Raw genomic sequence first — 20,034 nt, forward strand, 5'->3', positions numbered from 1 at the left:
ACCACAGCCACGACACGACCATGACCGACGACACACACGAGACGACCGACGGCGACCGGACCGACGCGGACGACGACCGCCACGCGAACACGCCCGGGAAGGGCGTCGCCCCCGACGCGCGGGGGATCGAACCGAGCGCCCCCGAGGAGTTCGGCCTCGTCCAGACGTGGTGGGGCGACGGCAAGGGGAAGACGACCGCCGCGCTCGGGATGGCGTTCCGCGCCGCGGGGCACGGCTACCGCGTCCACCTGCTCCAGTTCATGAAGGGCGGCGCCGCCAGCGTCGAGGACGTCCGCGGCGAGTACAACGCCATCGCGGCGATGCCGGGCGTCACCTACGAGCACTCGGGCCACTACGGCTGGCACGGGATGGCCGACGGCACCGACGAGGTCGACCACGCCGCCCGCGCCGAGGGCGGGTTCGAGCGCGCGCAGACCCTGGTCGACGGCTGGGCCGACGCCGACCTGACGGCGCCGCTGGCGCTCGACGGCGCTCCCGAGGCCGGCGCCCACATGCTGATCCTCGACGAGGTGGTGTACGCCGCCAACCGCGGGCTCGTCGACCCCGACGACCTCGTCGCGCTCGCGGAGTCGAAGCCCGACGCGCTGGAACTCGTGCTCACGGGCGGCCACGAGGAGCCAGAGTACCTCTACGACGTGTCGGACCTGGTCACGAACGTCCGCAAGGTGAAACACCCGTTCGACGAGGGCCACCGCGCCCGGAAGGGCACCGAGTACTGATGGTCGACGGCACCGGCGGCGGCGAGCGGGTCGGCGGGCGCGACGAGCGCGGCGTGGTCGGCGACGACACAGACGACCCCGACGACGGCGACGCCGCGACGCTGCTCGTCGCCGGCACCGCCAGCCACGTCGGGAAGAGCACCGTCGTCGCCGGGATCTGCCGCCGACTCGCGGACGCGGGCGTCGACGTCGCGCCGTTCAAAGCCCAGAACATGAGCAACAACGCCCGCGCCGTGGCGACGCCCGACAGCGGCTGGGGAGAGATCGGCGTCTCGCAGTACGTGCAAGCACGCGCCGCCCGAATCGCGCCGACGACGGACCTGAACCCCGTCCTCCTTAAGCCCCGCGGCGACGGTGAGAGCCAACTGGTGATCGACGGCGAGGCCGTCGGCCACTTCGAGGCGGGCAGCTACTACGACGACCACTGGGAGCGGGCGCGAGACGCCGCCGAACGTGCCTACGAGCGCCTCGCCGCCGCTCACGACGTGATCGTCGCCGAGGGCGCCGGCTCCATCGCCGAGATCAACCTCCACGACCGCGACCTCGCCAACGTCGAGACGGCACGCTTCGGCGACGCGTCGATCCTCTTGTTGGGCGACATCGAGCGCGGCGGCGTGTTCGCGAGCCTCTACGGCACGCTCGAACTGGTCCCCGACGACCTCCGCGAGCGCGTCGCCGCGACCGCGATCACGAAGTTCCGCGGCGACGCGAGCCTGCTGGAGTCGGGCATCGCCGACCTGGAACGCCGGACGGGCGTCCCCGTCGACGCGGTGCTCCCGTACGACGACCCCGGCCTCCCCGAGGAGGACAGCGTCTCGCTCCCGCCGCCCGGCGAGCGTTCCCGCCTCGGCGACGACGACGGCGTCGCCGACGACCACGCGGTCACGGTCGGCGTCCCGCGCCTCCCCCGCGTGTCGAACTTCACCGACCTGTCGCCGCTGGCGCGGACGCCCGGCGTCCGAGTCGCGTACCGCCCGCTCGACGACGACCTCGCCGGCGTCGACGCGGTCGTCGTCCCGGGGACGAAGAACACCGTGGACGACCTGCTCGCGCTGCGAGCGGGGCGCCTCGGCGAGGCGATCCGGACGTTCGACGGGCCCGTGGTCGGCGTCTGCGGCGGCTACCAGATCCTCGGCGAGCAGATCACGAACGCCGCCGTCGAGGGTACCGGCGACGCCGAGACGGTCGACGGGTTGGGACTCTTGCCGGTGGTGACGCGCTTCAGCGAACAGAAGCGCGTAGAGGCGGTCACGGTCGCCGTCGACGGCGGCGCGGGGCCGTTCGCCGGCGTCGAGGAAGTCGTCTCGGGGTACGAGATCCACATGGGACGGACCGAGCCGACCGGGGACGGCGACCCGCTCGCGACGCCGCTTGAGCCCGGGAGCGTCGCCGTCGGCGACGTGGCGGGGACGTACCTCCACGGCGCATTCGAGACCGACGCCGTCCGGGAGGCGTTCGTGGACGCGGTGTTCGCCCACGCGGGGCGTGCGCGCCCCGACGACGGTTGCGACGCCGACGACGACCCGTACGACGCGGCGGCGGCGCTCGTGGGTGAACTCGACTTTGGACGGCTGTTCGGCGGAGCGGCGCCGTCGACGGTGGGCGACGCCGACGGCGCGGTCGACGAGGACCGGTAGCCCTTTTCGCGCGGCTCGCCGAGCGCGGGTATGTCAACGCCGTGCGTCCGCGCCCCCGTCTCGGCGGGCGAGACGACGAGACAGGCGCTCGCCGAGCGCGACCTCCTCGACGGCGACCGCGAAATCGCCGTCGAGGACGGCGACATCTACCTCCCGGTCGTCGACGCCGACGCCGCCCGCGAGGCCGGCTACGAGGTGGTCGCCCGCGAGACGACCGAGCGCGACGGGCCGACGCCACCCGCCGAGATCCTCGGCGTCGAACCCTCCTACGAGCGCCTCGGCGACGTGGTGATCCTCGACGAGGACGACCCCGAGCGCGCCCGCGAGGTCGCCGACGCCATCGTCGAGTCGGACGTGCCCTGCGAGACGGTCGTCAACCGCGCCTCGAAGGTCGCCGGCGAGTACCGCGTCCGCGAGTGGGACGTGCTGTACGGCGACGACACCGAGACCGTCCACCGCGAGTACGGCCACGAGTTCGCCCTCGACATCGCCGAGGTGTACTTCTCGCCCCGCCTCGCGACCGAGCGCCACCGCGTCGTCGAACAGGTCAGCGACGGCGAGCACGTCGTCGACATGTTCGCCGGCGTCGGCCCGTTCGCGGTGCCGATGGCCGCCCGCGGCGCCGAGGTGCTCGGGTGCGACGTGAACCCCGCGGCGATCCGGTACCTGCAGGAGAACGCCCAGCGCAACGGCGTCGCCGACCGGATCACCGCGCTGGAGGGCGACGTGCGCGAGACGACCGCCGACTACGACGACTGGGCCGACCGGATCGTGATGAACCTCCCGCACAGCGCCGACGAGTTCCTCGACACCGCGGTCCGCCTCGCGGGCGACGACTGCGTCCTCCACCTGTACGACATCACCCACGAGGACGACCCGTTCGGTCCGGGCGAGCGTGCGGTCCGGGCGGCGGCAGAACCCGCGGGGTACACCGTGGCGGTGGAGACGCGTCGGGAGGTGCGGTCGTACGCGCCCCACGAGGTGAACGTCTGTCTGGACGTGCGGATCCGACGGGCGTGAGCGGCGTGCGACACGGGAACACGGCGAGGCGTATTCGCAACCCTTATTCCCGTCATGGCAGTACGACTGATTGCACGCGCCGGTGTAGCTCAGCTGGCAGAGCGATTCCTTCGTAAGGAATAGGCCGAGGGTTCAAATCCCTCCACCGGCTCTTCTGTCGCTTCGTTCCGTGAGACCGTACCGACACCCGTCACCGACGGATCTGGTCGCGACACCACCGTTTAGTGTGGGCTGAGAGTAGCTCGACGCGATACCCTCCAGATAGTCGCACCTCGCCGTCGGGATGGTCGCCGCGCTCCTCGGACTGGCGCTGGCAACCGCCGGATTACTCGTCGGCGTCTGGCTCGGCTTCTACGCGCTCCTCTCGTTCTTCGGCGTCGGCGCCGCGGCGTCCGTCGCGGCGGGACGGTACCAGCCCGGGTCGGCGGTCAATCAGACGCCGAAGAAGAACGCGATGCCGAGGGTGACGACGCCCGCGAGCAGCAGTTGGAGCGGCCCGCCGACGCGGAGGTAGTCGGTGAACCGGTAGTTCCCGGGACCGTACACCATCAGGTTCGTCTGGTACCCGATGGGGGTCATGAACGCGCCCGAGGCCGCGAACGTCACCGCGAGGAGGAACGCGAAGCCGTTGGCCCCGATCCTGGAGGCGGTGTCGACGGCGATCGGGATCATCAACACCACGCTCGCCACGGGCGTGATGATACTCGCCAACAGCGCCGTCAGGACGTAGAACAGCGCCACCACCCCGAGGACGGGGAGGAAGTCGGCGCTCCCGACGAGCACCGACGCGATGAGGGCGTCGCCTCCCGTTCGCTGCATCGCGACGCCGAGGGGGAGGACGCCCGCGAGCAGGAAGACGACGTTCCACGACACCGCGTCGTAGGCGTCGGCGGTCGTGACCGTGCCGGTGACGACCATCGCGACGACGCCGCCGAGTGCGGCGATCACGATCGGCACGACACCGAGGGCGGCGAGCGCGATGACCGAGCCCAAGATCCCGAGCGCCCACGGGGTCTTCGGACTCAGCGGCGCGAGCGGCTCGGCCGGCTCCGCCGTCGACGGCAGTTCGTCGGCGGAGCGGTGGGTGACCAGCAGGTCGCCGTCCGACACGAGGTACTCGATGGCCTCGTCGGTCGTCTGGAGGAGGAGCGTGTCGCCGGAGTCGAGCGCCACGTCGTCGAGCGACTCGCGGACGACGTGCTTGCCCCGCCGGATCGCCAACACGGTCGTGTGGAGGGCGCCCTCCAGTCCCGTCGCCGCCACCGTCTTCCCGACGAGCCCCGAGTCCGGGAGGACGACGGCCTCGACGAGGGTCCCGGGCCCCTCGACGAGTTCACCCTCCCCGACCTCGTCGCGGTGGAGGAGCCGGAGCCCCGGCGCCTCGGTTAGGCGGGTGATCGACTGGAGCGTTCCTCGGACGATCAACACGTCCCCCACCTGGGCGGTTTGGTCGCTCGCCGGCGCCAGGTACGATTCGCCGTTTCGCTTGAGTTGGAGCAGGTCGACATCGTCGTCGCCCGCGAACGTCGCCTCGACGGCGTCGAGCGGCTGGCCGAGGACTGTCGCCCCCTCGCCGACGCGGACGCGCGAGAGGTACCGGTCGAGGTCGAACTCGTCGGTGAAGTCCTGGTCGGGTGGGATCCTCGCCGGGGTCAGCCACCGACCGACGGTGAGCAGGTACGCGCCCCCGACGACCAAGACGACGAGCCCGAGCGGGGTGAACTCGAACATCCCGACCGGGCGGCCGAGCAACTCCCGGGAGAGGTCGCTGGCCAGCAGGTTCGTCGACGTGCCGATGAGGGTGAGCGTCCCCCCCATCATTGCCGCGTACGACAGCGGGAGGAGGAGCTTCGAGGGGGAGAGTCCGGCCCGGTCGGCCAGCCCGGTGATCATCGGGATGAACACCGCGACGACGGGCGTGTTGTTGATGATGCCCGCGGCCACTCCGGTGGTCCCGACGGTGGCCGTGAGGAGTCGGCGCTCGTCGCCCCGCGTGACCCGCGCGAGCGCGACGCCGAGCCGCTCGACGATGCCCGTCTGCTGGACGCCCTCGCTCAGGATGTACATCGCGATGATCGTGACCGTCGCCGTGCTGGCGAACCCCTGGATGGCATCGGTCGCCCGGACGCCCGTCCACGGCTGGAGGACCGCAAGGGCGACGAGGACGGCGATAGCGGTGATGTCTGGGGGAACCGTCTCCGTGACGAAGAGGACCAGCGCGACCGCTACCAACGCGAAGACGACGAGCATTCCCACCGCCGGCGCGGCCATTAGATTGCATCCGGATTTCCACCAGGTGGTGTTATCCTTTGCTATGGCGTCGCCCGCACCGAGGGACGGGTGCCGTCGCCGCGATCAGTCGTCGTCGGCGGTCGGGGCGCCCTCGCCCTCCATCCGGTCGCTGCGGGGGCTGGGCGTCGCGGACGACAGCCGACCCGCCCAGCGACCGATGTTCTCCTGCACGTAGGTGTGCCCGCCCCACCCGACGGCGATGCCGACGCCGATGGCGATGGCGGCGGCGACGCCCCAGGCGATGGCCTGCGCGAACACGGTGAGGATGCCAGTGTCGACGCCCATCGTCGACAGGCCGATCACGAGCACCGTGAAGTAGAGGAACAGCCGGGTCGCGGTGGCGAACCACCCGGTGTAGACGTTCTCGGTCGCCGCCTCCGTGCGGGTGATCGCGTCACCGATGAAGTCGGCGACGACGAACCCGAGGACGATCACCAGCAGGCCCGCGACGAACGCCGGGAGGTACGACACCGCAGTCTGGATCCACTCCGACAGCAGCGGGATCGCGAGCACGTCCGCCGCCGCGAGGATCGCGACCGCGTAGACGAACCACTTGCCGAGCGTGCCGATCGCTCGTGAGACGGCGTCTTCTGTCCCGCCGAGGATACTCCCGAGTGGCGTCGCCAACACGGCCCGGTCCATCTCGACGCGGTCGGCTATCACGCGGACCACGCGGGCGACGCCGATGCCGATGAACCACCCGATCAGCAGGATGACCGCCGCCCCGAGGAGGCGCGGCAGGAACGCGATCGTCTGTGCGACAGTCTCCTGGAGGAACTCCGGGATCCCCACCTGTAGTAGCAGTTCGGACTGGGTGAACATATCCGGGTCGAACTGACGCGTCCGTTCGGTTTAGTTAGCAACTCCGGTCAGATCGGCGCCGAGAGCGGCGCAGTCGGCCAATCTGGCCTTACCGACGCCGACGGCGGCGAGGAGACGGTGACGAGAAGACGACGACGACCGCGACCCGTCGGGCGGTAGGGGAACCGTGTCGGAGAGCCGACGTGTTCGGGCGAGCGTCACCGGCTGTCGCGGTCGCCGAGTCCGAGGGTCCACCCGTCGAGCGACGACAGCGCCGGCGTGTCGAGCGCGTCGTCGAGGGGGTACGCCACGAGCGTGCTCGGCGTCGACACCCACGACAGCGGCGGTGCAGTGTCCGGGAGGAACCCGAATCGCGCGAGCACCGACGGGGAGAACGCGCCGTCGGCGACGCCGAGCACGTCCGCGTCGACTGCCGAGACGACGCGGTCGAGCAGCGCCACCTCGGCCGCGGTCCGGTCGGTGTCCCCTGCGGCGGGAGCGTCGCCGTCGTCGCTGTCTCCGCGGTCGCGCATCGGGAGCACGTCGACAAGCGACGCCCGTCGGATACCGTCGGCGTCGCCGCACCCGACGACGGCTCCGAGCACCGGTCGTCCCGCGCGCTCGACGGTGAACGCGGTGTACTCCCACTGGGGATTGTCGTACCGCCAGTCGAGGTACGTCTCGTCGCGAACGACGTGGAGGGTGTCGGGGACGGCCGACCGGTAGAGGTCCGCGAGCGTCCCGACCGGGACGTCGTCGTGGCGCCGCACCAAGAACCGGTCGGCCACTCGCGTTCCGAGACGGGGGAGTCGGAGGAGGCCGTCGGCGACCGTCCGTGCGAGGCGGTCGAGCGCCGCGTCGAACCGGCCCGCGTCGACGCCAGCGAGCGCCGCGGGGTTGGCGACGCGGTAGCGGGTCGTCACTTCGCCCACCTCCCGCCAGCCGTGTTTGAGGCTCCCGGGGAGCGTCGCGTAGTTGGGATAGTTGAAGAACAGCGCCTGCGGCGCCGTCGCGTACGCCGACTTCATGTACTCCGTCATCCGGGAGTAGATGCCGCGGCGACGGTGGTCGGGGTGGACCATCGTGTCTCCGGGCTGGAGCGCGAGGAACCGTTCGCCGCCGCGAGCCACCTCGAACCCCATGCCGGACTTCGTCCCGACGACGCGGGTGCCGTCGGTGGCGACGACGACGGCCACGTGGTCGGTGTACGGGTTGTCGACGTACTTCCAGTCGAACCACGCCTCGCTCCCCCCGTCGAGCACGCGTCGGTGGAGCGCGAGGTAGTCGTCGCGGTCGCTCGGTTCGAACAGCCGCACCGCGTAGCCGTCGGCGTCGTGGCGGGTCGCGTTGATCACGAGTCGTCCTCCGTCGGAGAGTCGCCGGAGCCGTCGGTCTGCGCTCGCGCCTCCACCTGCGGTCGGTCGCTCCCGAGTACAGCCGCCCGGTGTTCGTCGAGGAGCGGCGCACGACCCTTCGGGCCAGTCGGCGTCGCCGTCATCTTGATCGGCGACCCGGCGACGGTCGCCGACTCGCCGGTGCTCGGGTGGGGGAGGTCGACCAGCATCTCCCGTCGGTCGGCGATGCCCGCCTCGAACACGTCCGCCACGTCCTGGACGGGGGCACACGGCACGACCGTGTCGAGCGTGTCGAGCACCTGGTCGACGGTCCGCTCGCTGGTCCAGTCGGTGATCTGCTCGGTCAGATACTCGCGGTTCGCGAGGCGAAGCGACTGCTCGCGGTACTCGACCAGGTCGGGGCGGTCGATGGCGCGACACAGCGCGTCCCACTGCGTCGGTCCGATGGCCGCGACCACGACGAGGCCGTCTGCCGCCTCGAAGGCGTCGTACGGGAACAAGATCGGGTGGGCGTTGCCGACGCGCCCGGGGACCTCGCCGGTGTAGGAGTACTGGTAGACGGTCCGCTCGCACATCGACAACATTGCGTCGTACATCGAGGTGTCGACGAACTGCCCCTCGCCGGTGCGCTCGCGGTGGTGGAGCGCCGAGAGGATGCCGACGGCGCTGAGCACGCCCGTGAACAGGTCGCCGATGCCGACGCCGATCTTCGTCGGCGGATCGTCGGGCTGGCCGTTGATCTGCATGACGCCGGCCATCGCCTGCACGACGAGGTCGTAGGCTGGGCGGTCCTGCTCGGGGGTCGCCCCAGTTCGCGGGTCGCCGAAGCCGCGGATCGCCGCGTACACCAGCCCCGGGTTGCGGTCGTGGAGTCGCTCGTAGGAGAGGTCGAACTTCTCCATCGTCCCCGCGCGGTAGTTCTCGACGAGCACGTCCGCGCGGTCGACGAGGTCGAGGAAGTCCGCCCGGTCGTCCGGGTCGGTCAAGTCGAGTTCGAGGCTCGATTTCCCTCGGTTGATGCTCTGAAAGTAGCCGCCGTACGGTTCGTCCTCGCCGTGGAGAAACGGCGGCGTCCGGCGAACCCAGTCGCCTCCCGGCGGTTCGATCTTGAGGACGTTCGCCCCCATGTCCGCCAAGAGCATGGTACAGTACGGACCCCCGAGGACGCGAGTGAGGTCGAGTACCGTGAGATCGTCGAGGGAACCCATAGAACGACCATCCCGACCCGCGGGTAATGTTATTAAGGTTGGATTTCTCCGTAAGCAGTCGATATGCACACTGCCAGACCGTGACGGCGTCCGACCGAACTGGCGCGACCGACGCTGGCCGCGACGACGCGGTCGGTTAGTCCGACCGAACCGACCGACTGCGCCGAGTTCACGTCGCGGTCGACGGGGGGAGCACGGCGGTCGCGCGCGTCGGCGGAGCGAAACCCGGAAGCCGTTCACCCGTCAGGTACGGATATGCTCACGTTCATCGGCCTCGGCCTGTGGGACGAGCGCTCGGTCACCGTCGAGGGCCGAGAGGCACTTCGGGCGGCCGACCGCGTCTTCGCGGAGTTCTACACCAGTCGCCTCGTCGGTACGACAGTCGAGGCGCTCGAATCCCACCACGGCGTCGACGTCGAGGTGCGCGACCGCGCGGGCGTCGAACAGGACCCCGCTCCGATCCTCGACGCCGCCGAGGAGGGAGACGTGGCCTTTTGCACCGCTGGCGACACGATGATCTCGACCACCCACGTCGACCTCCGGGTGCGCGCGGCCGAGCGCGGCATCGACACCCGCGTCATCCACGGCGTCACCGCCCAGTCGGCGGCCTCCTCGTTGACGGGGCTGCAGAACTACCGCTTCGGCAAGGCGGTCACGCTCCCGTTCGAGTACGCTCACGGCGCCGACGGCACGCCGCAGTCGGTGATCGACGGGATCGAGGCGAACCGCGAGCGCGGTCTCCACACGCTCGTGTACCTCGACATCAAGGTCGCCGGCTCCTCGCCCGCCGGCCCCGCCGAGGGGGAACCCGACGAGTACATGACCGCCGACCACGCCGCCGCGGCGCTGGCGCGCGACTGGGACGCCGACGCCGTCGGGGTCGCGGTCGCCCGCGCGGGCAGTCCCGACCCGGTCGTCGAGGCCGACACGCTCGCGGCGCTTGGCGAACGCGACTTCGGCGACCCGCTCCACATGCTCGTGGTCCCCGGGGAGTTGCACCACCTCGAAGCCGAGGCGCTGGCCGAGTTGGCGGGCTGTCCAGAGTCCGCGTTACCGGACTTCGACTGACCCACGGGCGAACAGCGTCAGCGACTCGTCTCGTCGCCCGGTCGACGGCCACCGTCGGTCTCGACCGGGTCGCGCGGGAGGTCGAGCGCCGACAGCAGGTCGTGCTCCTCCTTGGTGATCATGTAGAGCACGTCCTCGATCACGGTGACGAGTTCGGGGAGTTGCCGGACCACGAGGTAGGTGATGCCGACGAGCGCGACGACCGCGAGCACCTGCGAGATGACGCGGTCGGAGAGGAAAAACGACACCATGTACGGGTCCGAGGAGCCGAACAGCAGCAGCACCTCGTCGACGAACACCTGGAGGTACTGGTTGCCGAAGGTGATGCCGATGAACGTCGTGCGCAGGACGTTCAACAGCCAGATGATCGGGATAGACACCGCGAGCGCGCGGAGTTTGCGCCCCAGCGGCGCCCGGACGGCGGCGATGAGGCCGACGAAGATGGCCATGCTCCCGAGGCCGGTGCACGCGAGGACGATTTCGAACAGGAGGCCGTGCCCCTCCGGCGTCGTGAACAAGTACGCGTTGTCGTAGCCGAGGATCGGACCGGCGACGCGCTCCGGCTGATACCCGAACTGCGCCATGAGCCAGCCGGTCTGCTCGGTGACGATCATGATGAGGCCGTGCTTGAGCGGCTCGACCGTCTCGAACGGGAAGTAGACGACGCCCATCGCCGCCACCGCTCGCGAGAGGACGTGCAGCGAGTCGCGGCCGTTCCACAGGAGCCAGCCGGCGTACAAACACGCCGGTACCGCGGCCAGCGAGAGGATGCCCTCGACGTAGCTCTGTTGGGTGAACGCGAAGTGCGGGAACAGGAGGAGCCAGAACACCGCGAACAGGCCCCACCCGCCGGTCGCGAGCGCGCGCTCGGGGGCGACCGCGAGGCCGTCGAGGCGGCGACGAAGCGGCGCCAGCGGGCCGGTTCCCGCGCGGCCGCGACGGAGGGCGTCGACGGCGGCCGACGAGAGGAACGTCGCGATCACCACCCACCCGAGCAGGTCGGTGAAGGGACTCGCCATTCACTCTGAGAACGGCGCTGGCGGGTAAAGCCCTTGTCGTTCAGTGTATCGGTCACGCATCGCCAACGCGCGACGGCGCCGTCGCTCGTCGGTGTGGCGCGTCGAAAGAAAGTCCGCGTGAAGCGGAAACGACCGGGTTACGCCCGGTCAGTCGTGGTTCGCTTAGTTGTCGCGGCGGACTGCCAGCAGCGCAGCGCCGATGAGGGCGATGACTGCGAGGACAGCGCCGAAGCCGGGCGTCGACGTCGAGGTCGGCTCGGCCGTGGTGGCCGGCGGCTCGGACGTCTGGGCCTCAGTCGTCTGAGCCTCAGTCGTCTGAGCCTCAGTCGTGGTGGCCTCCGTCGTGGAAGCCTCCGTCGTGGCGGCCTCCGTCGTGGCGGCCTCCGTCGTAGCGGCAGCGCCGACGACCTCGCCGTCAGCGGAGGCGACCTGCGTGCCACCCTTGCGGACGGTCACCGAGAACTCGTCGCCCTCGGCCTGATCCGAGAAGTCGAACGAAGCGTTGTAGGTGCCGTCAGCCTGGACGGTCACCGTCTGCGTGTTGAAGAACCGCGGCTGGGTCTCGCCCGTGGAGCGGACGCGGACCGTCAGCTCGGTACCGGGCGCAGAGTTAGCCTCGCCGGTGATCATCTGGTCGGCAGCGGCCTCGACCTGAACCGGGTCGTTGTCGAGGGTGATGTCCTCGGACTCGACCTCGAAGGTCGCGTTGACGGACTGCTCGTCATCCTCCTCGGAGGAGCCGAGCAGACGGTCGTCGGCGACCGTGAAGGTCGCCTCGAACTCGTCACCGTCAGCCAGGTCGACCTGGTTGCCGTTGCGCGAGACGTTGAGCGCGCTGTCGCCGGTGTCGACCGCGATGTAGTAGGCACCGTCGCCCTCGACGAGGGTGACAGCGCTACCCGAGTCGGTCACGTTGATGACCTTGGGGTCGCGGTTCTGGACCGGATTCGTCTGCTCGACGGTAACCTCGAGCGCACCGCTCTGGAGCGCGTTGGTGAGGCTACCCTCGGAGTCGACGACACCCGTCAGGCCGGTCGCGGTGACCTGGTGGATGACGTAGTCACCCGAGGTGATGGTGTCGTCCTGCGTCACGAGGCCGTCCTCGATGAGCGAGGCGATGTCGGACTCCTCGACACCGTCTTCCTCGTCAGCGTCCAGCTCGGCCGCGCCGGGCGCGGTCCAGAGCTGCATGCTGTCCGTGGAGCGCTCGGCGATGAACAGCGTGCCGAGGTCCTGCGGCGATTCGGTCGTCGTGGAGACAGAGCTGGACGTACTGACGGAGATCGTGTACTCGCCCTGCGCGAGCATCGCGGTCACGTCAGTCTGGTTGTCCGTGCTGTCGAAGGTGACGTCGTCCTCACCAGCGGCGGAAACGACCGTACCGAGGGAGTCGCTCCCAGCCGTGTAGGTGTTGAACTCGACGGTGACTTCGCCGTCATCGTCGGTGTCGGTGAACGAGATGTTCGCCTGGTACCCGTCGTCGTCGAGGGTACCGATGACGAGCGTACCGCTGCCGCCGGCCGCGGCACCGCTCAGCGAGATGTTGATCTCAGCGACGTCGCCCTGCGGGACCTCGACGTTCGGGTTACCGAACTCGGCCTCGCCGGCGCCGATGTCGTTGACATCGATGCTCGCGCTGGACTCTGCCGTCGTGTCCGTGACGTCGAGCGTGAAGTTGTAGCTACCGCCGTCGATGTCCGAGAAGTTCGCCTCGGACGTCTCCTCACCGTTGTCGACGGTGATCTGGATACCGTCGTCGTCGTCCGTCTCGTCGTCGCCGTCAACGTCGACGTCCGTGCCGTCGAAGTTGTCGTCGAAGATGTCGACGAGTTCGTCGTCCGAGAGGTCGTCAGAGGTGACGTACACGTCGAACGTCTCCTGACGGTTGCTCGACTCGACGGTGAAGTCGACACCGGTCGTACCGGCGTTGTCGACGGAGTCACTGTCGAACGACGCGTCGAAGGCCATGTTGCGGACGGTGAACGTGATGTCCGCGCTGCCCGGGTTCGAACCGTCGTTCGAGATGAAGTAGGTCGTACCCGTCTCGAGGCCCGACGTGCTGGCGTTGACCCAGCCGTTGTTGGCGTTCAGCGAGCGAACGGGCGAGCCCGTCGAACTGTCGACACGCTCGTACAGGAAGTACCCGCCGTCGCTGTAGGTGTTACCGCTGGTGTCCGCATTGGCAGCGTCGTAGGACGCAGTCTGACCCTGGAAGACCAGGCCACCGTCCGTGAAGGTGGTGTCGTTGTTACCGTCGTCCGCCACGATGTCGAACGTCGGCGTCAGGGCAGAAGCGTCATTGGAACCACCGGCATCGTCGATGGTGACGGTGACACCGCTGGTTTCACTGACATCCGAGAGGTCGTGGGTGACCTCAACCTCAATGTCACCAGCGTCGCTAGCCGCAGACCCATTCACATCAAGCGTGATGCGCGTGGAGTTGACAACGGTCACGTTGTCCGCAGTGATGTTGCCTGTTGTGTCGGTTACACTGGTGATGGTAGCGTCAGTGACGTTACCAGTTTCGTAGTCAATCGTAATCTCTTCGTCCTGCGCGTCTGCCGTAGTCACACTAAATGTGACCGTCTGCGTGGCACTCGCATTGCCCCGGTCGACATCGGTAACCGATGCACCGGACATGGAGTCCACGTCCGCGGCAGCCGACCCTGTGAACGCGACGGTGCCCGCGAAAACGGAGAACACCATCAGCGCCGCCAGGATCAGGGCGCGGATCTTGTCGTTATAGTCTGTCATGGTTTGATCTGAGTCGCACTGCAAGCGGCGGCAACACCGTTCGCCCAAGCCTGCTCCAGAGCGCCCGCGAGGCGGACTTGGCGAGGGATACTAACTGCTGTCACCATGGGTAGGGGTACAACGGGTACCAACACGGGTTCTTATAAATGTCTTGTGGTAAAGCGTCAGCCGTGATAACGCTTCACGCACCCGATTTCGGGGGGTACGAGCCCGGTCATCGATTTCGAGAATAAGTACTTTGTGGAGCGACCACGGGTGTCGCCGTGGTCGAACCGGCGCGAATCGCTGGCGCGCGGCGGTGCGGCGGTGCGGCGCGGGTCACAGTCGCCCGCGACGACGAGTGGCGGCGGGCGTTACAGCGAGTAGTGGACGATCTGCCGTCCGCACATCGGACAGCCTCGCACGCGCGCGGTCACGGTGAGTCCACAGTGCCGGCACTCGTAGTGGTCGATCTCCTCCCCCCCAGGTGAGACGGTCGTATTCATTCCCATCGTGGACACAGAATACGCCCCACATAAGTCCCACTGACGGTTTCGAACTGTTCCAGTCGCTGTCCGGATCGGTGCAACGGACGAAACGGTCGCCGCAGCGAGGGATCAGACGATTGCAGGCGGTTCCTGTATGTCGCCGAGAACGAGGTGGTCGGCGGGGGTTACCGCTCGATCAGTTCGATCTCGTGACCGTCGGGGTCCTTCGTGAACGCGTAGTGGTGGTCGCACGACTCGGGGTCGCGGTAGTCCGCGGACTCGCGGGTCAGCATATCGTCCCACGCGTCGTCGAGGTCGTCCACGCGCACACAGAGGTGTCCCCACGCGTCGCCCATGTCGTAGGTCCGCCCGTCGTAGTTGTACGTGAGTTCGACCGCCATCTCCTCGTCGGCGGCGCCCTCGGGCTTCATGAAGTAGTTCGCGAAGGAGTCGGCCTCCCACCGGCCGGTGTGCTCGTACTCGAAGGTGCGCGTCCAGTAGCCGAGCGCCTCGGTGGCGTCCTCGACGCGGATCATCGTGTGGTCGATGGACCAGCGCGCGCCGTGGTCGCGCTCGACGATCTCGATCTCGTGGCCGTCGGGGTCCTTGACGAACGCGTAGCCGGGGTTCTCCTCGGGCGGGCGGTAGTCCTCGACGCCCTCGTCCATCAGTTCGTAGTAGGCTTCTTCGACGTCCTCGACGCGGACGGCGATGTGGCCCCACGCGTCGCCCATCTCGTACTCGTGATCGCCGTGGTTGTAGGTGAGTTCGAGGATGGCGCCGTCCTCGTGCATGTCCTCCGGGCCGAGGAAGTAGTTCGTGAAGTCGCCGCCGTCCATCTCGCCTTTGATCTCGTAGTCGAGATGCTCGGTGTACCAGTCGAGCGACTCCTCCTCGTCCTCGATCCGCATCATCACGTGGTCGAGCGTGTACGCCATACGTGTGACAACTCCCGCGGCGTCGAAAAGGGTACCGAACGGGGAACCCACGCGGGGCGACGGCGCCGACCCGCGTCAGAACCGCTTCTTGCGTTTCTCGGGGACGTACCCCGGGTCGACCTGGGCCATGACGTCCGCGGCGGTGTCGTGGGTGAACGTCGGTTCTTCGTTCAACGAGAAGGTGTCCGCGCGCGTGCCCGTCTCCCAGCGGAGCGCGGCGCCGGCGACGCCGCCGGAAAAGGGCGTGAGCGACGAGCCGAACTCCGCGGCCAGCGCCTCGAGGAACTCCCCGCGGGTCGCCGCTCGCTCGTCGGCGTACTGCGGTTCGGCCTTGTTACGCGCGACGGTCGCGAACCGCCGGTCCGTCTCGCCGTGGCGGACGTGCCAGAGGTGGCTCGCGTAGCGGTAGCGGAGTCGGGCGGAGTCGCGCAGCGCGAGCGTCAGCGCCTCGTCGAGCGAGTGGCCCGACTCCTCGGCGGGCAGGTAGTCGAGGAACAGCACGTCCCGGTTGATCCGCTTGAGGGCGCCGGTGTCGAGGAGGTCCAGACACAACACGCCGTCGCCGTCGCGGACGCGCATCGTCGGGTGGTCGCCGCTCGTGTCGACGACGCCGGTGCGCGGGCCGACGGCGAGGCGGTAGGCCGCCCGCAGCGCGAACAGGTGGAACCACTCGGTTCGACCGCCGGGGGCGGCGTCGCCGGAGAGCGGCGCGGCGAACGCCTCACTGTCGACGACGCGGGTCGGCGACGCGTCGGCGGCAGGTGCGAGCGTGGCGTCCTCGCCGTCGGTGTCGCAGTCGGCACCGCGGTACTCGCGGGTCCGGATGGCGTCGGCGAGCACCGGCACGATGTCGACGGCCATCGGGACGCCCAGCAGCGGGCGCACCCCTTTGTGGGTGACGACGTACACGTCGGTGGTCGCGAACGGGACGAGGTTCTCCCCCAACTCGGCGAGCCGGCACTGCATCTCGGGGCCGCCGGCGATGTCGAACCAGTGCGGGGCGGTGACGGGGCCGTCGAAGTGCGTCCGACGGACGTACTCGTCCATCCGGTCGACGAACCGGTCGGGAGAGTCGACGTCGACGCGGTACACCTTGTACGACCGCTCGCCGGCACCGCGTCGGGTCTGTTGGAAACACACGAGCGCGTCGGAGTCCATTCGATCGGAGGGAGCCGTCGCGTCGGTGATAACGCTTCGGCACCGAACATCACGAGTGATTCTCACGGGCGCGCGGGCGGGGGATTTTGAGGGACGAGCCCGTCGTCGTCTGTCGTGTACTCCAGACATCACGCCGCGTTCTCGGCGGTCGTCGCCGCTGGACTCGTCGCCACGCTCCCGCTCGGAGACACGCTCCCCGTCGCGGCGGGGTGGTGGGCCGCCCTGACGGCGGCCGGCGTCCTCATCGACCTCGACCACTTCGTGATGGCGCGACTGGTCCGCGGCGACTGGGCGAACGCCAGACGAGCGCTCGCGAACCCCCGCGCCGCCGTCCTCGATCAGTCGGCGCTGTTCGACCCCGGCGACCTGTGGCCCCTCCAGCGCCTCCTCAGCCACGCGGTCATCGTCCCGGTCGCGGTGCTAGCAGCGTGGTGGGCCGGCGGCGTCTCGGGACCGGGCGTGACGCCAGCCGCCGCGGCGCTGGCGATGGCGGTGGTCCTCTACGTCCACGTGCTCACCGACCTGATATGGGACGTGTGGCGACAGGAGGGATACCACGAGAACGTCCGGCGAGTCGCCCGCGAGAGCGGTGCGAACGACCCCGGGACGGCCGAGTGACGCAGCCGGTGTCAGCGTCGATCCGGTGGTGCGTGCGTCCAGGCCAGATACCGCCACGCCGCGACCGCCCACAGCGCGAGCGTCCCGACCGGATAGCCCGTCCGGAGCGGTTGCAGGCCGAACGAGAGAGCGACAGATGCGTTGACGGCACCCGCCAGCACCAGCAGGCCGGCGGTGACACGCGGGTCCTCGCGGTCGACAAGCGCGAGTGCAGCCGACCCCACGGCGAGGAGCCAACACAGCGACGCCAGCGCCCACCGGTAGAGGAGCGGGTACCGAGACAGCCCGAAGTACGTGGGGAGGAGCCGCGGCGTGACGACGGGCGTCAGCGAGAGGCCACCCCACGCGAACCGGAAGAACGGGACGCTGCTGCTGGAGAACGTCTGGACTGACCACGGGACGAGCCCGCACACCAGCACCGCGGCGAGGACACGTCGCGGAGTCGCACGTGGGAGCCGGTCGACGGGGCTCGCCACGCTACTTCCGGGCGACGATGCGGAGCACGTCCTCGTCGGCGAGTTCGTGCCCCTGTCCCACCTGCTGTTCGTCGTGTTTCGCCGACGGCCCCGACACGCGGGCGAACTTGAACCGCTCGTCGAAGCTCCCCCCGAGTTTCGCGCAGGCGTCGCCGACGGTGTCGCCCTCGCGGAGCACGAGCGGCTCCTCGTAGTCGACGCCGCGCCCCGGCTTGTCCATGTAGATGCGGATGAGACCCAGCGCCTCGAAGATGCGCTCGCGCAGGACGTCGAGTCCCTTCTCCTCGACCGCGGAGATGAAGATGGCCTCCTCGGGGTCGATGTCGTGTGAACGGAGGTCCTCGTTCACCGTCGGGAGGTAGTCCTCCTCGATGAGGTCGGCCTTGTTGACGGCGACGATGGAGGGGAGGTACTCGCGGTTGTCCATCACGCCGTCGATGAGTTCGTCGATCGTGAGGTCGTGCGGGATAGTCACGTCAGCGTTGACGAACCCGTGCGCGCGGAGCACGTCTTTGATCGTCGCCTCGTCGAGCGAGACGGTGTCGCGCATCGTCACCTGGATGCCGTCCTTGTGCGTCTTGCGGACGGAGATGTTCGGCGGCTCCGTGTCGAGGCGCACCTTGTTCTCGTACAGTTCGTGGCGGAGACGTTCGTACTGGTCGATCTCGAAGACCGAGAGGACGAACACGACGAGGTCGGCGGTGCGGACGACCGACAGCACCTCCTTGCCGCCGCCGCGCCCGCCGGCGGCGCCCTCGATGAGGCCGGGCACGTCGAGGATCTGGATGTTCGCGCCGCGGTACTTCAGCATCCCCGGGTTGACGTTCAGCGTGGTGAACTCGTACTCGCCGGTCTCGCTGTCGGCGTTGGTGAGGGCGTTGATCAGCGTGGACTTGCCGACCGAGGGGAAGCCGACGAGCGCGACCGTCGCGTCGCCGGTCTTCTCGACGGCGTACCCCTGTCCGCCGCCCGAGGAGGACTGGTTCTCCAGTTTCTCCTTCTTCTGGGCGAGCTTCGACTTCAGCCGACCGATGTGGGCCTCTGTGGACTTGTTGTACGGGGTTTCGGCGATCTCCTCGCGGAGTTCCTCGATCTCGTCCTCCAGTCCCATCGCTAGCAGGTGGGCCGTCCGCGCGCCTAAACGCTTCCCTTCGACCGGGACCGCCCGCGGTCGGCCACCGACGCCACACGCCGCCGGGGCACCTCCCGAATCTGGCCGCGTGTGGCACGCTCGGCGGGCTACGGACTTCGGTACGACTATATCCCGGTAGACGCGATCTGAACCCAAGGACGGTATGCCGGATCCCTCCCGCCTCCGCGACAGTACGCAGATCGTCCTCCCCTGTGGGGAGTTGGAGGGCATCCAGCGGTCCGTCGAGTCCGAGTTCACCGTCTCCATCTTCACGAAGGACGGTCGCTGCCGGATCATCGGCAGCCCCGTCGAGATCAAGGCCGTCTCCGACTACCTCGCGCGCCACGGCATCACCCTCCCGTGAGCGACGCGCCGGCCCACCGGCGACCCCGAGCGTGATCGCACGCAGAACCGAGTGACCGTACCGACAGGCTTTGAACCGGCAAGCCCGTTGGTCGCGTATGGACGAGAACCCGGGATTGAGCGAGGAGTACCGACGGGCGAGCCCGTGGCCGCTGTTCGTCGCGCTCGGACTGCCCATCGCCGAGGTCGGAATCCTGTTCGGGCTGGTGCCGCTGGCGGTCGGGGGGCTGCTCCTGTTCTTCGGCTCCATCGCCGGCATCCTCCGGGAGAACCGCTACGTGTCGTCGACGTGGCGCGCGCTCGCGGCGCTGTCGCTGCTGGTGGTCGTACTTGGTCTCGGTATCCTCTACTACGACGGGGCGACCCAGTCGGACCTCCTCGTGCGCGCGTACTCGGTCCTCGGGACGGGCGTGCTGATGCTCGTCGCCGGCGTCGGTGGCGAACTGTTCGCGCGCGACGCCGACCCCGCGTTCTGAGCCGGCGGCTGAGCCCTCGGCAGGGGCAAGACGGCGGAAATGGACAAGGTATTAGGTCGCGCTGTGTAAGTGGCGCCCATGGCACGCATCTTCGACAGGGACACCCTGCTGGATCTGACGGTGAACGTCATCCCGCTGGGGATCATCCTGTTCTTCGTCGTCGCGTTCGTCCTCGTCGACCCGTTCGGCGGGCTGGACTTCTACGGGCGCGTGCTCCAGATGGGGCTGCTCGCGTTCCCGTTCGTCGCGCTCGCCATCCTCACGTACGTCTCGGGGAAGGCCATCGCCGGCGACGAGAAGCGCTCCGCGGTCTTCTTCCAGGGACAGGCGACGATGGAGGACGCCAAGACGAAACACGAGGTCGAAGCAGAGATCGAGGCCGAACAGGAGGCTGCCGACGCCGCTGCCGCCGACGCTGCCGACGCGGCTGACGCCGACGACGAGGAGTAGTCGTTCCGACCTCCGAACGACCGGATAATCGGGACCCGCCGGGCGGGGAACCCGAATCTTTC

General features: G+C 68.9%; 18 protein-coding genes, 1 tRNA gene and 1 pseudogene. 9 read left to right on the top strand and 11 right to left on the bottom strand.

Going from position 1 to position 20,034, the window contains the following annotated elements:
• Positions 1-20: 20 nt before the first annotated feature.
• The 4 genes from P0R32_RS00320 (at position 21) to P0R32_RS00335 (ending at position 3,548) form a co-directional block, all read left to right on the top strand.
• Positions 21-740 carry a cob(I)yrinic acid a,c-diamide adenosyltransferase gene (locus tag P0R32_RS00320; RefSeq protein WP_276237914.1) on the top strand — a complete coding sequence of 240 codons (720 nt, stop codon included), beginning with the start codon at positions 21-23 and terminating at the stop codon, positions 738-740.
• Positions 740-2,377 carry a cobyric acid synthase gene (locus P0R32_RS00325; protein ID WP_276237915.1) on the top strand — a complete coding sequence of 546 codons (1,638 nt, stop codon included), beginning with the start codon at positions 740-742 and terminating at the stop codon, positions 2,375-2,377. The genes P0R32_RS00320 and P0R32_RS00325 overlap by 1 nt, the downstream gene beginning before the upstream one ends.
• A gap of 30 nt (positions 2,378-2,407) precedes the next feature.
• A complete protein-coding gene (locus tag P0R32_RS00330) occupies positions 2,408-3,397 on the top strand; it encodes a class I SAM-dependent methyltransferase (protein WP_276237916.1) in 990 nt (329 codons plus the stop codon).
• A 78-nt stretch (positions 3,398-3,475) separates the two neighbouring features.
• Positions 3,476-3,548 (top strand) — tRNA-Thr (locus tag P0R32_RS00335).
• 281 nt (positions 3,549-3,829) lie between these two features.
• Here the strand turns inward: P0R32_RS00335 and P0R32_RS00340 are convergent.
• The 4 genes from P0R32_RS00340 to P0R32_RS00355 form a co-directional block, all read right to left on the bottom strand.
• Positions 3,830-5,668 (bottom strand): SLC13 family permease, encoded by a 1,839-nt coding sequence (locus P0R32_RS00340; protein WP_276237917.1) that lies wholly within the window; start codon positions 5,666-5,668, stop codon positions 3,830-3,832.
• 84 nt (positions 5,669-5,752) lie between these two features.
• Complete coding sequence (locus P0R32_RS00345; RefSeq protein WP_276237918.1) at positions 5,753-6,511, bottom strand: mechanosensitive ion channel family protein; 759 nt, start codon at positions 6,509-6,511, stop codon at positions 5,753-5,755.
• Positions 6,512-6,708: 197 nt separating this feature from the next.
• Positions 6,709-7,845 carry a GNAT family N-acetyltransferase gene (locus P0R32_RS00350; protein ID WP_276237919.1) on the bottom strand — a complete coding sequence of 379 codons (1,137 nt, stop codon included), beginning with the start codon at positions 7,843-7,845 and terminating at the stop codon, positions 6,709-6,711.
• Positions 7,842-9,053 carry a CoA transferase gene (locus tag P0R32_RS00355; protein ID WP_276237920.1) on the bottom strand — a complete coding sequence of 404 codons (1,212 nt, stop codon included), beginning with the start codon at positions 9,051-9,053 and terminating at the stop codon, positions 7,842-7,844. The genes P0R32_RS00350 and P0R32_RS00355 overlap by 4 nt, the downstream gene beginning before the upstream one ends.
• A 255-nt stretch (positions 9,054-9,308) precedes the next feature.
• Between P0R32_RS00355 and dph5 the strand changes: the two genes are divergently transcribed.
• Entirely contained in the window at positions 9,309-10,121 is an 813-nt protein-coding gene (dph5, locus tag P0R32_RS00360) for a diphthine synthase (RefSeq protein WP_276237921.1), read from the top strand.
• A 17-nt stretch (positions 10,122-10,138) separates the two neighbouring features.
• Here the strand turns inward: dph5 and artA are convergent, their stop codons facing one another.
• From artA to P0R32_RS00380, 5 genes and pseudogenes are all read right to left on the bottom strand, one after another.
• Entirely contained in the window at positions 10,139-11,140 is a 1,002-nt protein-coding gene (artA, locus tag P0R32_RS00365) for an archaeosortase A (RefSeq protein ID WP_276237922.1), read from the bottom strand.
• 162 nt (positions 11,141-11,302) lie between these two features.
• Positions 11,303-13,405, bottom strand: coding sequence for a BGTF surface domain-containing protein (locus P0R32_RS00370; RefSeq protein ID WP_276237923.1), 2,103 nt, complete (start codon positions 13,403-13,405; stop codon positions 11,303-11,305).
• Between the two features lie 423 nt (positions 13,406-13,828).
• Positions 13,829-13,894: pseudogene (locus P0R32_RS17925) on the bottom strand (surface glycoprotein); the annotation flags it as partial.
• Between the two features lie 652 nt (positions 13,895-14,546).
• On the bottom strand, positions 14,547-15,299 hold the full coding sequence (locus P0R32_RS00375; protein ID WP_276237924.1) for a VOC family protein: 753 nt from the start codon (positions 15,297-15,299) through the stop codon (positions 14,547-14,549).
• Between the two features lie 75 nt (positions 15,300-15,374).
• The gene (locus P0R32_RS00380; protein ID WP_276237925.1) at positions 15,375-16,457 is read right to left on the bottom strand and encodes a hypothetical protein; all 1,083 of its coding nucleotides are present in this window, start codon (positions 16,455-16,457) and stop codon (positions 15,375-15,377) included.
• A 114-nt stretch (positions 16,458-16,571) separates the two neighbouring features.
• Here P0R32_RS00380 and P0R32_RS00385 point away from each other — a divergent pair, with 114 nt between their 5' ends.
• On the top strand, positions 16,572-17,075 hold the full coding sequence (locus tag P0R32_RS00385; protein ID WP_276237926.1) for a hypothetical protein: 504 nt from the start codon (positions 16,572-16,574) through the stop codon (positions 17,073-17,075).
• 11 nt (positions 17,076-17,086) lie between these two features.
• Here P0R32_RS00385 and P0R32_RS00390 read toward each other — a convergent pair whose 3' ends face one another.
• Together P0R32_RS00390 and P0R32_RS00395 are read right to left on the bottom strand one after the other, a co-directional pair.
• Complete coding sequence (locus P0R32_RS00390) at positions 17,087-17,551, bottom strand: DUF8050 family protein (protein WP_276237927.1); 465 nt, start codon at positions 17,549-17,551, stop codon at positions 17,087-17,089.
• A 1-nt stretch (position 17,552) separates the two neighbouring features.
• Complete coding sequence (locus tag P0R32_RS00395) at positions 17,553-18,662, bottom strand: OBG GTPase family GTP-binding protein (RefSeq protein ID WP_276237928.1); 1,110 nt, start codon at positions 18,660-18,662, stop codon at positions 17,553-17,555.
• A gap of 184 nt (positions 18,663-18,846) precedes the next feature.
• On the opposite strand from P0R32_RS00395, the gene P0R32_RS00400 reads away from it, so the two are divergent.
• The 3 genes from P0R32_RS00400 (at position 18,847) to P0R32_RS00410 (ending at position 19,972) form a co-directional block, all read left to right on the top strand.
• Entirely contained in the window at positions 18,847-19,047 is a 201-nt protein-coding gene (locus P0R32_RS00400; RefSeq protein ID WP_276237930.1) for a VNG_1110C family protein, read from the top strand.
• Between the two features lie 97 nt (positions 19,048-19,144).
• On the top strand, positions 19,145-19,522 hold the full coding sequence (locus tag P0R32_RS00405; protein WP_276237931.1) for a DUF7541 family protein: 378 nt from the start codon (positions 19,145-19,147) through the stop codon (positions 19,520-19,522).
• Positions 19,523-19,600: 78 nt separating this feature from the next.
• Positions 19,601-19,972, top strand: coding sequence for a DUF6684 family protein (locus P0R32_RS00410; protein WP_276237932.1), 372 nt, complete (start codon positions 19,601-19,603; stop codon positions 19,970-19,972).
• Positions 19,973-20,034 lie beyond the last annotated feature (62 nt).

It is taken from the genome of Halobaculum marinum (genome assembly GCF_029338555.1).
Lineage (GTDB): Archaea > Halobacteriota > Halobacteria > Halobacteriales > Haloferacaceae > Halobaculum > Halobaculum marinum.